This window comes from Longimycelium tulufanense (genome assembly GCF_014645795.1).
Lineage (GTDB): Bacteria > Actinomycetota > Actinomycetes > Mycobacteriales > Pseudonocardiaceae > Longimycelium > Longimycelium tulufanense.
The window spans coordinates 39,652-54,521 of record NZ_BMMK01000016.1 but is presented as its reverse complement, the minus strand read 5'-3'; the positions used below and the strand labels follow the sequence as shown (position 1 = coordinate 54,521).

Genomic DNA, 14,870 nt, shown 5'->3' with positions numbered 1-14,870 from the left:
GCGTCGGCATCCCTGCCGACGGGGTTGACCGTGTTCAGTTGACGGCGTGATCGCGCTACTCGCGCCTGGGCAGGGCTCGCAGGCACCCGGCATGCTCTCCCCCTGGCTGGAACTGGACGGTGCCGCCGAGCGGGTGGCCGGCTGGTCGGAGACGACCGGCCTGGATCTCGCTCGCCTGGGCACCACCGCGGACGCCGAGGAGATCAAGGACACCGCCGTCACGCAGCCACTCGTCGTTGCGCTGGCCGTGCTGGCGCACGAGGAGCTGGCGCGACGCGGTGTGCTGCCGGCCGAGCTGCTGGTCGCGGGACATTCCGTGGGTGAGCTGGCCGCCGCCGCGGTGGCCGGGGTGCTCACCGCCGACGACGCGGTCGCGCTGGCCGCGGTCCGCGGCCGGGAGATGGCCGCCGCCTGCGCCCTGGAGCCGACCGGCATGTCCGCGGTGCTCGGCGGCGAGGCGGACGTCGTGCTCGAGCACCTGGAGGGCCTCGGGTTGACCCCGGCCAACATCAACGGCGCCGGCCAGATCGTGGCCGCCGGCCCGCTGCCCGCGCTGGAGAAGCTGGCCGCGGACAGGCCGGAGGGGTCGCGCACGGTCAAGGCGCTTCCGGTTGCGGGCGCGTTCCACACCCGTCACATGGCGCCCGCCGAGGCGGTCCTGCAGGAACGCGCCGCTGCGGTGCGCGTCACCGACCCGCGGCATACCCTGCTGTCCAATGCGGACGGCGCGGTGGTGACCGAGGGCAGGGATGTGTTGCGCCGCCTGGTGAATCAGGTCACCCGGCCGGTGCGGTGGAACGCGTGTATGGCCACCATGTCCGGACACGGGGTCACCGCCATCGTGGAGCTGCCCCCCGCCGGGACCCTGGTGGGGCTGGCCAAGCGGGAGTTGAAGGGAACCCCGACGCTGGCGGTGAAAACCCCGCAGGATCTGGACGAGGTCGCCACCCTGGTGGCCGAGCACGGAGGGACGACGTGACGCGACCCCAGCTTCGGCAGCACACCGGCCCCGCCGCCACCCGCCTGCTCGGGTTCGGCAGCTCGCAGGGCAACCGCGTCGTCACCAACGACGACCTGTCCCGGCGCGTGGACACCTCCGACGAGTGGATCCGGCAGCGGGTCGGCATCATCGAGCGCCGGCTGGCCGATGAGGACCAGTCCCTGGTGGACATGGCCGTGGAGGCCGGGGCCAAGGCGGTGGCCAACTCCGGGCTGGCACCATCCGATGTGGACACCGTCATCGTGGCGACCTGCACGCTGCCCGGCTTCATCCCGAACGCCTCGGCGCAGACCGCGGACCGGATCGGGGTGAAGGCGGCCGCGGCGTTCGACCTCAACGCCGCCTGCGCGGGCTTCCCCTACGCGGTGAACGTCGCCTCGGAGCTGGTCCGCGGCGGCTCGGCGCGGCGGGTGCTGGTGATCGGCGCCGAGCGGTTCACCGAGTGGATCGACTGGGACGACCGGGCGAACTGCATCATCTTCGCCGACGGGTCGGGTGCGGCGGTGCTCGGTCCGGCCGACGAGCCGGGTGTCGGCCCGCTGGCCGCGGGCAGCGCCGGGGACCTGGTCGACATGATCGGGCTGACCGAGCGCGGTCACATCTACCAGGAGGGCCGCTCGGTCTTCCGGTGGGCGACCACCCGGGTGGCGCCGATCGCCGAGCGCGCGGTCGAGCTGGCCGGCCTGCGGCTGTCCGACATCGACGTCCTGGTGGCGCACCAGGCGAACCTGCGGATCGTGGAGTCCCTGGCGAAGAAGTTGCGGGCCAGGGGCGCGCGGGAGGACATGGTCGTCGCCGACGACATCGTCCATTCCGGCAACACCTCGGCCGCGTCGATCCCGATCGCCCTGGACCACATGAAGTCCGCCGGCCGGATCAACACCGGGGACGTGATGTTGCTGGTCGGCTTCGGTGCGGGGCTGTCCTACTCGGCGCAGGTCGTGATCTGCCCGTAGGAGCGGGGAAGGAACTTTCCGTTGCGGGCGGGGCGCCCGGGGCGGTGGGAGCGAACGAGAAAGGGAACAGCACAGTGAGCAACGAGGAGATCCTCAAGGAGCTTCGGGCGATCGTCGAGGAGGTCGCCGGGGTCAGCCCCGAGGACATCACCGAGGAGAAGTCCTTCGTGGACGACCTGGACGTGGACTCGCTGTCCATGGTGGAGATCGCGGTCCAGGCCGAGGACAAGTTCGGGGTCAAGATCCCCGACGACCAGCTGGCCAACCTCAAGACCGTGGGCGATGCGGTGAGCTACATCGCCACCAACAAGTGAGCACCACCAATGACGTCGTCGTCACCGGGCTGGGCGCGACCACGCCGCTCGGTGGCGACGTCACCACCACCTGGCAGGCGCTGGTCGCCGGGCGCAGCGGCGTCCGGAAGCTGGAGGCGGACTGGGTCGACCGCTACGAGCTGCCGGTGCGCATCGCCGCGCAGCTCGTCGTCGAGCCGACCGAGGTCATCCCGCGCGTGGAGGCGCGCCGGATGGACCGCTGCGAGCAGGTCGCGTTGGTCGCCGCCAAGCAGGCGTGGGCCGACGCCGGCCTGGACGGCGAGCAGCCGCAGGTCGAGCCGGAGCGGCTCGGCGTGGTGATCGGCACCGGCATCGGCGGGGCGATGACCCTGCTCCAGCAGGACGACCTGCTGGAGACCCAGGGCATCCGCAAGATCTCGCCGCTGACCGTGCCGATGCTGATGCCCAACGGTCCGGCCGCCTTCGTCAGCCTGGCGTTGAACGCCCAGGGCGGCGCGCACGCCCCGGTGTCGGCATGTGCCTCCGGGGCCGAGGCGCTGGCGTGGGCGTGGCGGATGTTGCGGGCCGGTGAGGTCGACGTCGTCGTGGCGGGCGGGGCCGAGGCGTGCATCTCGGCGCTGCCGCTGGCCGGCTTCGCCCAGGCCCGCACCATGAGCACCCGCAACGACGAGCCGGAGAAGGCGTCCCGGCCGTTCGACGCGGAGCGGGACGGCTTCGTGCTCGGTGAGGGTGCCGGCGTGATGGTGCTGGAGCGTGCCGAGTTCGCCCGTGCCCGGGGTGCCCGGGTCTACGGTCGGCTGGCCGGCGCGGGCACCAGTGCCGACGCCTACCACATCACCGGCCTGCAGCCGGAGGGCAAGGGTGCGGCGCGGGCGATCGCGGCCGCGCTGCGCACCGCCGAGCTGGACCCGAAGGAAGTGGGGCACGTCAACGCGCACGCCACCTCCACCCCGGTCGGTGACGTGGCCGAGGCGGCCGCCATCCGCCTGGCCATCGGCGACCACCCGGTCGTCACCGCGCCCAAGTCGGCGCTGGGCCACCTGCTCGGGGCGGCCGGTGCGGTCGAGGCGATCGCCACGCTGCTCGCGGTCCACGACGGTGTGGTGCCACCCACCCTGAACCTGGAACACCAGGACCCGCAGGTCCGGCTCGACGTCGCGGCCGGCACGGCGCGACGCACGGAGCTGTCCGCCGCGGTCAACGACTCGTTCGGTTTCGGCGGGCACAACGTCGCGCTCGCCTTCACCTCGGCGTAGCGGGGCGCGGCACCGCGCCTGCGCCCCGGCGCCGGGAGGCGATATCGCTGCCCGCCCGATTCCCCACGCGAGGAGCACCCATGACCGCTGTGGTCACCCGACCCGACCCGAAGGACACCGCCGGCGAGCCCGATCCGCGGGACCCGGAGGTCCGGCTCGCGCAGCTGCTGGACGTCGACTCGATGGCGCCGTTGCGCCCGAAGGACGCCAGCGGCGTGTATGCCGTCCGAGGCCGGATCAACGGGGCCAAGGCCGTCGCCTACTGCACCGACGCCACCAAGATGGGCGGTGCGATGGGTTCCGAGGGCTGCCGGCACATCGTCGAGGCCATCGACACCGCGGTGAAGGAGCGGGTGCCGGTGATCGGCCTGTGGCACTCCGGTGGTGCCCGGCTGGCCGAGGGCGTGGAGGCGCTGGACGCGGTCGGGTCGGTGTTCGCCGCGATGGTGCGCGCCTCGGGGAAGGTGCCGCAGATCTCGGTGGTGTTGGGCCCGGCCGCGGGGGGCGCGGCCTACGGCCCGGCGCTGACCGACATCGTGATCATGGCGCCGACCGGCCGGGTGTTCGTCACCGGGCCGGACGTGGTGCGCAGCGTGACCGGTGAGCAGATCGACATGGAGGGGCTGGGCGGCCCGGACGCGCACGCCCGTAAGTCCGGCGTGGTGCACGTGACCGCCGACGACGAGGCCGACGCCTATGCCCGGGCGCGCCGGATCACCAGCCTGTTCTCCCTGCCCGGAGTGTTCGACCTGCACCGGGTCCGCAACGACAACGCCGACCTCAAGGCCATGCTGCCGGCCTCGGCGCGGCGGGCCTACGACGTGCGGCCGCTGGTGCGGCGGATCCTGGACCACGACGAGACCAGCTCCAGCTTCGAGGAGCTGCAGCCGAGATGGGCGCCCAACATCGTGGTCGGCCTGGGCCGGTTGGCCGGGCGCACGGTGGGCGTGATCGCGAACAACCCGCTGCGGATGGGTGGCTGCCTGGACTCGGCGAGCGCGGAGAAGGCGTCCCGGTTCGTACGGATGTGCGACTCCTTCGGGGTGCCGCTGCTGGTGCTCGTGGATGTGCCCGGGTATCTGCCGGGCGTGGGCCAGGAGTGGGACGGCGTGGTCCGGCGGGGTGCCAAGCTGCTGCACGCCTTCGCCGAGGCGATCGTGCCGCGGGTGACCCTGGTGACCCGCAAGGCTTACGGCGGTGCCTACATCGCGATGAACGCCCGCTGCCTGGGTGCCACCTCGGTGTTCGCCTGGCCGGACGCCGAGGTCGCGGTGATGGGGGCCAGGGCCGCGGTGGGCATCCTGCACCGCAAGAAGCTGGCCGCCGCGCCCGAGGAGGAGCGCGAGGCGTTGCACAACCAGCTGGCCGAGGAGCACGAGCGGATCGCCGGCGGGGTGAACCGCGCGTTGGCGATCGGCGTGGTCGACGAGGTCATCGAACCGACCCAGACCCGGTACCGGTTGGCCGAGTCGTTGGCCGCCGCCCCGGCGGGTCGCGGCGCCCACGGCAACATTCCGCTGTAACGCGATCTGACGCTTCCGGGCCCTCGTTCCCTGTTTCCGCAGGGAACGAGGGCCCTTTCGGTTGGTGGTGCCATTGCCGCTGAACCGATCGGCACGGCGGTGCGTACCTCGTGGCGAAGGATCACTCGTGATCCGCCCGCGGTGTCGTGTCCGCCGTCCGGCGCCGGCGAGCGGGCGAGGCGCGGCAGCCGATGAGGAGAGTCCATGGGATACCGCCGGCAGACCGGGCACGTCCTTGTCGCCCTCGCCGCGCTCGGCGCGCTTTCCGCCGGGTGCGGCACCGGCGGTCAGGGACACTCCGGCCAGTCCCCCGCCGAGCTGTTGCCGTTCAACTCCGAGCAGTTCGCCCCGGCCAACCTCGAGGAGCTCGCCGCCAGGGCGGGTTGTGAGGACCTGGAGGTCCAGGTGAACGCGGAGTCGATCCGATCGGGGTACTGTCACAGCGGGCAGGATCAGTTCGTGCTGACGACCTTCACGACGCAGAAGGGTCAGCAGGAGTGGACCGACCAGGCGCTGGGCAGCGGTCAGGTGCTGATCGGGAACGGATGGGCCGCCGGTGCCGAGGCGGAGATGCTGCAGCAGCTCCGCGACAAGCTGGGTGGCAGCCTGCAGGGCGGTGGCCACCACTGAGCCGGCGGGGCGTCGTGGTCGCGCGGATCGCCGCCGATACCCGGGCAGGCGGCGCGGTCGCGGACGGCGCTGTGTCAGTGGCTGCCCGGGCAGCGATCTCAGCAGCTCTCCTCCACGACGTTGTTCCACCTGGGAGAGCCGAGCCGCAGCTTCCCGTTCTCGGTGGCCAGCGGGAACACCGCGCGCGACCGGTGACAGAGGACCGCGGGGGCGGACGGGTCCTTGCCGGGCTGGGTGACACGGAAGGTCACCAGCACGCGCCCGTGGGGGCCCGGTGCCGACTCGACGCGACGGATGACGACATCGTGGGTCTGGATGCCGCCGACGGCGGCGAGCCACTGCTGCACGGACATGGAGCGTGCCTCCCGTGTGGTCACGGTGTCGCGCCACATCGCGTAGTCCTGTCTGTTCCGGGACGTGACGTAACGCTGTACGAGGTCGCGTACCTCCTGCCCGTCGGGGTGGGCGAAGGTGTCCGCGCTGACCCGCACCTTGGCGTTGCCGTCCGCGTCGGCCGCATCATCGGCGCCCGACGGGGCCACGGCCACCGGGTCGCGCGCCATCCGGTACAGCTGCTGTGCGGCGAGTCCCCCGCTGACCGCGAGCAGGGCTGCCGCCATGACGACGGGCAGCAGCCACCGCGTCTGCGAGGACATCCTGATCCGCACGTCAGGAGCGTGCCACACGGCACGGCGACGGCGGCGCCGGTGGCGGGGTACCGGTGGCGCGGAACACGCCGCGGGACGCCCTCGCGGTCCGGGATCAGCCCACCCGGTGCAGCCAGGTGACCGGGGCGCCGTCGCCGGCGCGCCGGAACGGTTCCAGTGCGTCGTCCCAGGCCGCGCCGAGCAGCTCCTGGACCCGGTGGCTGAAGTGCTCGCCACCCCGAGCGGTGTCCACCAGGGACCGCAGCTGGTCCTCGGTGACCACGATGTCGCCGTTGGCGCTGGTCCGTGCCCGCCACAGCCCGAGTCCGGGCACGTAGCAGAACCGCTGCCCGTCGACCCCGGGGCTGGGGTCCTCGGTGATCTCGAACCGGAGCATCGGCCACGAGCGCAGTGCGCGGGCCAACTCGCCGGCGGTGCCGGCGTCACCGGTCCAGGCGCACTCCGTGCGCAACTGCCCCGGGGCCGCGGGCTGCGCCGTCCAACGCAGTTCCGCGCGAGCCCCCAGGGTGCCCGAAATCGCCCACTCGACGTGCGGACAGACCGCAGACGGCGACGAGTGGACGTAGACCACGCCACTGGTGCTGCCACGGGTGCTCACTGCTGACCTCCGCTGCTCGACGAGGGACGTCTTCCCCTACGACCTCGCCGGCCACGGTGGCCGATGCCGGTAGCGATCACCCGTGCGGCAATTCTGCCGTGCCGGTGGGCATTCCGCCACAAGAACGAACATCACACGAACGTGGCGGTGACCAACCGTGTTCATCGGCACGACGACGAGTGGTGATCACAGGACGTGATCACGGTTGCTCTCTGTGGGTGGTCGCACCCCGTGACACCGCCCCGGGTCGTGCCTTCCTCCACTCCGGTGCACTTGCCCGGCCGTCGGGTGCCACCCGGCGGCACGTGGTATGGCGCAAGGCGACGCGCCGTTGTCCACACCGGACAGTTGAGTTACACCCGACCGTGCGATACCAGCCCACCCGACCCGGTCAGCACGATCCAGAACACCACGCGAAGTCAGGACGCCCCACCCGTGCCCGATAATGGGTGGCACCCTGAAGAATGACATAGGTCACTCCGGGTGAGAGCTACCGGCCACCGGCACCGCACCCGTCCCCGTGGCGCTACGGTTCCGGCCGACAATTCCGGCTTGACGGGCGGAACACCCGCGAACCACGCCGCGGGAGGAACTGCCCGGCCAACGGTTGCGTGCGCGAGCACTGGGAGGTAGGAGTGCGGCTGGTCCGACTCGGGACGGAGGTCTCCGGCGTCGGCGCGGACCTGCGTGGGGTGCTGGCCGCCTGCGGCGCCGGCGACGGCGTGCTCGGCGGAGTCGCGGTGCTCGGCTGTACCCCGCGCGGCTGTGACCGCCGGCTCGATGCCGTCCTGGTGCACCCGCGCGGCATCCTCGTCGTGGTCGGGGTGGACCTGCCGGACCCGGCGTTGAAGTTGTCCGCACCGCTGCACGGAACCTGGCGGGTGGACGGGTGGGAGCTGGTGCGCCCGGACGGTGTGCTGAATCCGGCCAGCGAGGCGCTCGCCGCGACCAATGCCGTCGCGCAACTGCTGCAGGACGCCGGTGCCGAGCCGCTGCCCGTGAGCACCGTGGTGGCGGTCGGCCCGTACGTGGAAAAGGTGGTGCAGCCCACCGCGGACCTGCTTCGCGGGCTGCGCGTGCTCCATCCCACCGCGCCGTCGCTGATGGCCGCCGCGCGTGAGCTGGCCACGGCGGATCACCCGTGCAACGTGGAAGAGGTGCAGCACATCCTGAACATCCTCGGTGCCCCGGCGGATGCGGTCCGCGTCGCCGAGCTGACCGCCGAGGGGTTCCCGGACTGCGTGAGCCCCACCCTGGCCACCGCCAGCACGCTGATGATCCCCCGCGTCGCCGAACTGCCGGTGCCCACGCCCACGCCCGGGACGGGGCGCGTGGTGCCCCGCTGGATGCCGGTGACGATGCTCGGCGCGGCCGGCGTGTTGCTGGCGGCCGTGCTCGTGTTCGCCGTGACCACCGCGCGCGGGGAGAACCAGCAACAGAACGCCGCCGCCACCCCCACGGCCAACGAGTCCACTGTGGACGGTGTCCGGTTCGTGCGGCACTCCTCGGTGCGCGACGACGAGTGCGCCGGCCACGCCTATGGCGATGTGCAGGTGTGGCTGGCCGGGAACCGGTGCGTGGGCATGGTGCGCGGCCTGCTCGAGGCGACCGGTCCGGCGGGGCGGGCCGGGGTGTCCGTGGCGGTGCTGGGTTTCGCCAACGCCACGGCGGCCGAGGAGTTCCGCAAGGTGCTGGCGGTGCCCGGGGGTGGCGGGATCGTCGACCTGGTGCGCGAGGGCTACGGGTGGCCGGCTGGCCCGCGCTCGTTCTCCGACGCCGCGTTCGTGGTGACCCGCGACGGGGAGCACGTGCGGGTGGCGCAGGCGGTGTGGCTGGCGGACTCGTCGAGCCCGGACGACGCGAGCCTGCGGTGGGTCGCCGAGCGCGCGCTCCGGGTCCCGCTACCCGGCTAGGACATCGTGCTGGGCGCACCGTCCTGTCCCCGAAGGGCCACTAGCGCTTCTCGAAGGCCACGAACCGCGTTTCGTCGGGCTTGCCGCCGGGCACCGGAACGAGGGTGATGCCGGAGCGTGTGGCCGCCACCGGCGGCGCCCAGGTGCCTTCGGCGCGGACCTCGCCGGACCGCTCGTCAACGGCCACCGCCCGGCTACCGGTGGTGCCGTAGGCGATTCCCTGGGAGGCGAAGGAGAAGGTCACCGGCTCGGGGTCGACCGGTCGTCGCCACAGCAGGTCCCGCGAGGCGCGGTCCACGCCGAACACCGTGCCGGTGCCGGAAATCCCGTACACCACGACCTTGTTGGTGGCGCGGTCGGCGACGGCCATGGCATCACCGCCTCCTTCGGGCACATCGGTGACCAGGGCTCCGGTGTGCATGTCGTGGATGCTGTGGCCGACCACCCGGTCGTCGTCACCGACAACCCACTCGACGAAGAACAGCCGGGGATCGCCCGAGGCGGCGGATCGATAGCGGGGGCGGGCGTCCTGCCCGGCCACGCTGTCCGGTGCCAGCAGAGCGGCGGGTCCCCACCGTTCCGCACCGTCGCGCGCGTCGATGGCGAGCAGCTTCCGCTCCCGATCGACCAGCACGGTGCCGTTGTACTCCTGCAGCACCGTCGTGCCCGGCTGGGATTCCACCACGACGCGCCCGCTGTGGCTGTCGAGAGCGGCCCGGGGGCCGTCCGGCCCGCCGCCCCTGCTCACCAACAGGCCCGGGCCGACCAGCTGGCCGGGCACCTGCACGGGCCCCCAGACGCGGGTGCCGTCCTCGGCGTCGTAGCCGCTGGCCACGGTGTGTGCGACCACGTCGCCGGACCGGCCGGGCTCCTGGTCGAGCACGACCACCACGTTGCGGTCACCGGCCCGGCTGATGCCGAAGTTGGCGCAGCTGGGGTTGGTGTGCACGACCCATCTGGTGCGCCCTTCGGCGTCGACGCCGGCGACCGTCAGCTTGGGCTCGGCAGGGGTGGGGTGGATCAGGCCGACGAACATGTCGTCGACGGCCCGGGGCGGGCTGGAGAAGGGCGCCTGCCACAGCGGGTCGGGGCGCAGGGTCGCCGGGACGGCGGCGGTGGCCACGGACGGGGGCGGGGTGGGTTCGGCGACCACCGCGGCCGGGGTGTTCTCGGGTGTGCTCGGGTGGCCGCAGCTTGCGGACAGCGCGGTGAGCAGGGCACCGATCACCAGGCGGTAGCGGGGCACGGTCGTCCTCTTTCGGAGGTCGGGGATGGTCGGCTGTTGTGGACTACGGCTGCTCAGTCCCGGGAACTGGCGTGCTCCCGGTGTGGCGCCGCAGGTGTCTCCCCCGTCGTGTCCTCGTCGGCGTGGCTCGGCCGCCGGCGACGCAGCCGCAGCACGGTGACCACCGCGGCGATCACCGCGATGGTCAGCAGCACCGCCGTCTGCGGCACCGCCTCGGCCACCCGACGCACCCACAGCTGGGCGGCGTACTGCTGGTCGACGTCGAACAGCCCGCCCAGTCCCCCTGTGCCGTCGGTCAGCAGGAACACCAGACCGATGGCGATGAACAGCAGCCCCGACGCGAGCGAGGTGCTGTGTGTGCGCAGCGGGCCGAGCCGGAGCTCGCGCCCGCGCAACCAGCCCTTGCGGCCGAGGTCGAAGCGATCCCACAGCGCGGCGAGTCCGAACAGCGGCACGACCATGCCCAGCGCGTAGATCGCGAGCAGCGTGGCGCCGTAGGCCGGGTCACCGCCGGCGGCCGAGATGGTGAGCACGCTGCCCAGGACCGGTCCGGAGCAGAAGCCGGCCAGCCCGTACACCGCGCCCAGCGCGAACACCGAGGCGGCCGACGAGATGCGCACCCGGCCGGCCAGCCGCTGCGCCGCGCCGGAGCCGAAGCCGCGACCGGCGATCTGGAGCACGCCGAAACCGACGAGCAGCAGGCCGCCGACCAGCACCACCTGGTCGCGGTGGGTGTTGAGCAGCCCGCCGACCAGCGAGGCGGCCGCGCCCATCGGCACCAGCGTGGTGGCCAGGCCGAGGTAGAAGATCCCCGTGCGTGCGGCCAGCCGGCCCGGCCGGTCGAAGGCGTAGGCGAAGAAGGCCGGCAGCAGCAACGCGGAGCAGGGGCTCACCAGGGCCAGCACGCCGCCCAGGAACGCCCCCAGGTAACCGATGCCGGTCACCGACCGCCCCGGGTCTGCTCGATGAGTGCGACGAACTCCTCCAGCGGCTGGGCACCGAGCAGCGGGTGGCCGTTGACCAGGAACGTCGGCGTGCTGGCGACCCCGATCCGGTGGCCCTCGGCGGCGTCGGCGCGGACACCGGCGCGCAGCTCGGGGTCGGCCAGGTCGGCCTCGAACCGGGCCATGTCGCCGACGCCGATCTTGCCGGCCAGCTCGAGGAGCCGCTCCTTGGGGAAGCTGGCGTGCCCGGACCGCGGGGCCTCGGCGTAGGCGAGGTTGTGGAACTCCCAGAACTTGCCCTGCTTGCCGGCGGCGCGGGCGGCGACCGCGGCGGTCTCCGACTCCGCACCGAAGATCGGCATGTCCCGCCACTCGATGCGCAGCACGCCGCTGTCGACGTACCGCTTGATCAGCTCCGGCTTGGTGTCGGTGCTGAACTTCGCGCAGAACGGGCAGCGGTAGTCGGCGTACTCGACCAGCACCACCGGGGCATCCACCTTGCCCAGGGCATACGGGTCGTTGGCGTCCCGTCGGGCGAGGCCCTTGACCGGGCCCTCGCCGGGCCGGGACGAGCCGCTGGCCTCCGTTTGCCCGGCGGCCTGGTGGGGGGCTGCCTGCCGGGTGTCGTCCTGGGCGCCCCGGTTGGCACCCAGGTAGGCCAGTGTCACCGCGACGACCACGATCAGGGCCGGCACCAGCCAGCGCCACGTCTCGTTCCGTCTGTTGCCCTGTGAACTCATTTCTCCCACTCATCGCGATCGCGCCAGACGGTCACCACGGTAGTAGGACCACCAACGCTCGGTACCGGTGGTGATCCGTCGGGGTGAGTTGTCCCACCCCGGGGACCCGGAAGATCAACCGGATGCCGGATCGGCTATGGTGCTGACACCGGGACCGCCCGCTTCGTGGCGAGGCCGCGTCTTTCCCAGGTAGGTAAGGGTGTTCTGGGTGAGCGCAGGGAGCCGCGCCGGGCGGGAGGGCAGGCCGGTGTCGCCAATTCCCTGTATTCCGCCCTACGAAAGTTGGGGTGCTGACCCGACGCAAGACGGTACTGCTGCCCCTTGTTCGCTCCCTACCGTCTTTGCACCCGGTTCGAGGGCACCGGGGCGGTAAGGGAAGAGACGGTAGGAGACCGCCTCCACCACGCAGCAGCGGCATCCCCTGCCGGGCACAACCGACGCTGTGCCCGGCCGCTGCTGCACCGACCGCGGCCACGGCGCCCGCGGTCGACGCGGAGTTTCCTCACCCGGGCTCGCCGCGGCGTTTCCGGTGCGAGACCCATGCGAAGTCGACGATCCCCACCACGGCCAGCACGGCCATGATCACGGCCAGCCAGCGGATGCCGAGGGTGTAGGCGAAGATCGCGGCCAGGGTCCAGACCACCACCCCGATGCCGGCGAGCCACAGCCGCAGGGTCAGGGCGCTGAGCGCCGGAGGCGCGCCGCCGAACCCGGCGGTGGGGTCGTGGTAGCCGTACAGCCCGCGCTGGTACTCCTCGCGGGTCGGCCTGCGCCGCCGGTCCCTGGCCATGGTGGAGGGGTACCCCGCGCGACCGATGTGCACGCCGTTGCCACTGGCGATGGTTGCCGGATTACTGCTCGGCTGCTCGGCGGAAAAACCGTGCCCGGGTTGTCGGTGTCCGATGAGATCATTCTTTGCGCGATTTGCACTGAGGGCTCAGATCTGAGCGTAGAGTTCGTCGGGATCGAGCCAGACCGGCACACCGTCGATCTTGACCAGGGCGGCTCCCCCAGACCGGCCAGGGCCTGCTCGACGTAGGTACCGTCACCGTCCAACTCGAAGCAGTGGACGGTCGGGGGAGTTCCACGGCTGGGCTCAACTCGCCAGAAGTGGGGAACACCCGCCTCCGCATAGGCAGTGGGTTTGATCATAAGGTCCTGTTTGCGGCTGCGCGGGCTGACAATCTCGACAGCAAGAACGAGGTCCCTGGCTACGACGGCCACTGTGCCGTCCCTTTGCCTACGAAGGACGAGAACATCAGGGATATACCCATGTAACGTAGCGATCTTGGCGCCGACGGCGGTACCTGCGCGCAGATCGTGACGACCATGTTCACGCAGAGCCGTGGCGAGGACGGTCCGAAGCTCGTCACCGATGGCTTGATGGGCGTAGCTGGGTGCTGGCGACACGCGGAGCACTCCGTCGATCAGCTCGACGCGCGGCCCATCTGGGTCGTGGGGCAGTTTCTCCCACTCATCGACCGTGAGCCGGCCGCGGGGCCGATGCTGGTGTGCACTCGTCACGAGACTGCTCCCGCCTTCGGTCGTGGGACTGGTTCCAGTGTGGCGCGCGCGATGTCGACGGAACGGACACCAGTCGCGCACGCTCCGTGACAGCTTTCTTCGCTCAAGCTGATCGACTCGCTCGAACCACTGCTCGATGTCGGTCGCACCACGGCGACCACTGAACGATTCGACCTTCAGGTACGGCGAGGCCCCTCGTCCGCGTGGGGGACGGGCGAGGGGCCTCGGGAACCCGGTTCAGGCGGGGCGTTGCCGGGCAAGGCCGACCCGCTCGGCGAGGTCTTTCGCGGCTCGCCCGGAGCGCAGCGCGGCGCGCTGAAGCGGCACGAGCCGATCCCGGGTGCGCTGGGAACGGAGCGTCCCGGCAAGGTCGAGGGCCTTCATACCCAGGCGGCTGCCCTCGCCGATGTCACCATTGCGCAGGTGCGCGGCGGCCAGTTCGGTGAGATCGATGCTGTTGCGGCGCACGTTCGTTTGGTTCTTGCTGCTCAGGCAGGCGCGGAGCGCGATGATGGCACGGTCTTCGTTGCCGAGGTGAGCCCAGGCCAGTCCTTCGGCCACGGCCAGTTGGGGGAGCCCGAAGCGCATCCAGCGGGGTGTGTTGTCCGGGGTGGCCCGCTCGAAGTGCTCTCGGGCGTTGTCGATCGCGCGGAGGGCGGCATCTCGGGCGTGGAGTTGGGCATAGGCACGGGCCTGGTTGATCTCGAGGAGAGCGAGTAGCAGCGGCATGCGGGCGCCCATGGCCGGCACGTGGGCGAGTTGGTAGAGCTGCAACGCTGCGTCAGGAGCGCCGTAATGCGTCTCCACGCGGCCAGCGGTGTAGAGGAGATGCGCTTGGAGTGCGGGGTGTTCGCCTGCCTTGGCGTGTTCCATCCCCTTGAGCAGGTGGTCGCGAGCAGTGTCTCGCGAGCCCGCATCGAATGCGGCTTCTGCGGTCTTCTCCTGGAGTCGGGCGAGCGAGCCGAGCAGCGCGCGGCGGACCGGGTCACTGGTACTGGCCCAGAGCAGTTGCTCTGCCCAGGCACCCTGCGCCCGGAGCGCGGGGAGGACAAGCTCGCCGCCATGCTGGCCGGCCAAGGAGTGGAGCCTCGCGGTGGCTGCCTCGATCTGCTGTACATCGGCCATGCCGACACGGTCCGGAACCGGGGCACAGGGAATGCGCGGCTGGAAACTGGCGTCGACCTCACCGAAAACGGCCACGCCGAGGACGATTCGACCCGCATGCGCGAGGAACCGTCGTCGCTTCACATCCTCGTCCTCCTCGTCCTGCGGACATGGTCCGCAGCCAGGGGAATAGGCGAGACCCATGTAAGCACGAGGGATCCCGAGGCCGGTAGCGATGCGGTCGAGCAGGTCGTATGCCTGGACCTTGCGGGTGCCGGTGACGATCTCGGACACCGATGACTGGGCCACTCCGGTGAGTGTGGCGATGTCGCGCTGGGGCAGTCCTGCGGCCGCCAAGGCGCGGAAGACGGTGCCCACGTCCCGAGCCGCCAGTGCGTCGCGGATGTCGGGGCGCTCCCAGAACAGAGCAAGGTTCAGGCCCATGGGCCGACGGTAGCGACGCGGAAAGCGC

Annotated in this window: 15 protein-coding genes; 7 read left to right on the top strand and 8 right to left on the bottom strand. The window is 71.6% G+C overall.

What is annotated here, in order from left to right; all coding sequences use genetic code 11:
- Nucleotides 1-46: 46 nt before the first annotated feature.
- The 6 genes from IEY55_RS17200 to IEY55_RS17175 all read left to right on the top strand — a co-directional run bounded on the left by IEY55_RS17200 (nucleotide 47) and on the right by IEY55_RS17175 (nucleotide 5,661).
- Entirely contained in the window at nucleotides 47-979 is a 933-nt protein-coding gene (locus tag IEY55_RS17200; protein ID WP_189059056.1) for an ACP S-malonyltransferase, read from the top strand.
- A complete protein-coding gene (locus tag IEY55_RS17195; RefSeq protein WP_189059054.1) occupies nucleotides 976-1,956 on the top strand; it encodes a beta-ketoacyl-ACP synthase III in 981 nt (326 codons plus the stop codon). The genes IEY55_RS17200 and IEY55_RS17195 overlap by 4 nt, the downstream gene beginning before the upstream one ends.
- A gap of 74 nt (nucleotides 1,957-2,030) precedes the next feature.
- Nucleotides 2,031-2,270 (top strand): acyl carrier protein, encoded by a 240-nt coding sequence (locus tag IEY55_RS17190; protein WP_189059053.1) that lies wholly within the window; start codon nucleotides 2,031-2,033, stop codon nucleotides 2,268-2,270.
- Nucleotides 2,267-3,508, top strand: coding sequence for a beta-ketoacyl-ACP synthase II (gene fabF / locus IEY55_RS17185; protein ID WP_189059051.1), 1,242 nt, complete (start codon nucleotides 2,267-2,269; stop codon nucleotides 3,506-3,508). Before IEY55_RS17190 ends, fabF begins: the two co-directional genes overlap by 4 nt.
- Before the next feature lie 80 nt (nucleotides 3,509-3,588).
- Entirely contained in the window at nucleotides 3,589-5,031 is a 1,443-nt protein-coding gene (locus IEY55_RS17180) for an acyl-CoA carboxylase subunit beta (RefSeq protein WP_189059048.1), read from the top strand.
- A 204-nt stretch (nucleotides 5,032-5,235) separates the two neighbouring features.
- Entirely contained in the window at nucleotides 5,236-5,661 is a 426-nt protein-coding gene (locus tag IEY55_RS17175) for a hypothetical protein (RefSeq protein ID WP_189059046.1), read from the top strand.
- 98 nt (nucleotides 5,662-5,759) lie between these two features.
- On the opposite strand, the gene IEY55_RS17170 is transcribed toward IEY55_RS17175, so the two are convergent.
- Nucleotides 5,760-6,329, bottom strand: a complete 570-nt coding sequence (locus IEY55_RS17170) for a hypothetical protein (RefSeq protein ID WP_189059044.1) — start codon at nucleotides 6,327-6,329, stop codon at nucleotides 5,760-5,762.
- A gap of 94 nt (nucleotides 6,330-6,423) precedes the next feature.
- Complete coding sequence (locus tag IEY55_RS17165; protein WP_189059042.1) at nucleotides 6,424-6,927, bottom strand: DUF3145 domain-containing protein; 504 nt, start codon at nucleotides 6,925-6,927, stop codon at nucleotides 6,424-6,426.
- Nucleotides 6,928-7,562: 635 nt separating this feature from the next.
- Between IEY55_RS17165 and IEY55_RS17160 the strand changes: the two genes are divergently transcribed.
- Complete coding sequence (locus IEY55_RS17160) at nucleotides 7,563-8,840, top strand: hypothetical protein (protein WP_189059040.1); 1,278 nt, start codon at nucleotides 7,563-7,565, stop codon at nucleotides 8,838-8,840.
- 40 nt (nucleotides 8,841-8,880) lie between these two features.
- On the opposite strand, the gene IEY55_RS17155 is transcribed toward IEY55_RS17160, so the two are convergent.
- The 6 genes from IEY55_RS17155 to IEY55_RS17130 form a co-directional block, all read right to left on the bottom strand.
- Nucleotides 8,881-10,086, bottom strand: a complete 1,206-nt coding sequence (locus IEY55_RS17155) for a PQQ-binding-like beta-propeller repeat protein (protein WP_189059038.1) — start codon at nucleotides 10,084-10,086, stop codon at nucleotides 8,881-8,883.
- 53 nt (nucleotides 10,087-10,139) lie between these two features.
- Nucleotides 10,140-11,030, bottom strand: coding sequence for a cytochrome c biogenesis CcdA family protein (locus IEY55_RS17150; protein WP_189059036.1), 891 nt, complete (start codon nucleotides 11,028-11,030; stop codon nucleotides 10,140-10,142).
- Nucleotides 11,027-11,770: a DsbA family protein gene (locus IEY55_RS17145; RefSeq protein WP_189059034.1), complete on the bottom strand. Its 744-nt coding sequence runs from the start codon at nucleotides 11,768-11,770 to the stop codon at nucleotides 11,027-11,029. Before IEY55_RS17145 ends, IEY55_RS17150 begins: the two co-directional genes overlap by 4 nt.
- A 502-nt stretch (nucleotides 11,771-12,272) precedes the next feature.
- A complete protein-coding gene (locus IEY55_RS17140) occupies nucleotides 12,273-12,560 on the bottom strand; it encodes a DUF6343 family protein (RefSeq protein ID WP_189059032.1) in 288 nt (95 codons plus the stop codon).
- The gene (locus IEY55_RS33025; protein ID WP_189059030.1) at nucleotides 12,446-13,294 is read right to left on the bottom strand and encodes a Uma2 family endonuclease; all 849 of its coding nucleotides are present in this window, start codon (nucleotides 13,292-13,294) and stop codon (nucleotides 12,446-12,448) included. Before IEY55_RS33025 ends, IEY55_RS17140 begins: the two co-directional genes overlap by 115 nt.
- 237 nt (nucleotides 13,295-13,531) lie before the next feature.
- Nucleotides 13,532-14,842, bottom strand: a complete 1,311-nt coding sequence (locus IEY55_RS17130; RefSeq protein ID WP_189059028.1) for a helix-turn-helix domain-containing protein — start codon at nucleotides 14,840-14,842, stop codon at nucleotides 13,532-13,534.
- Nucleotides 14,843-14,870: the final 28 nt, after the last annotated feature.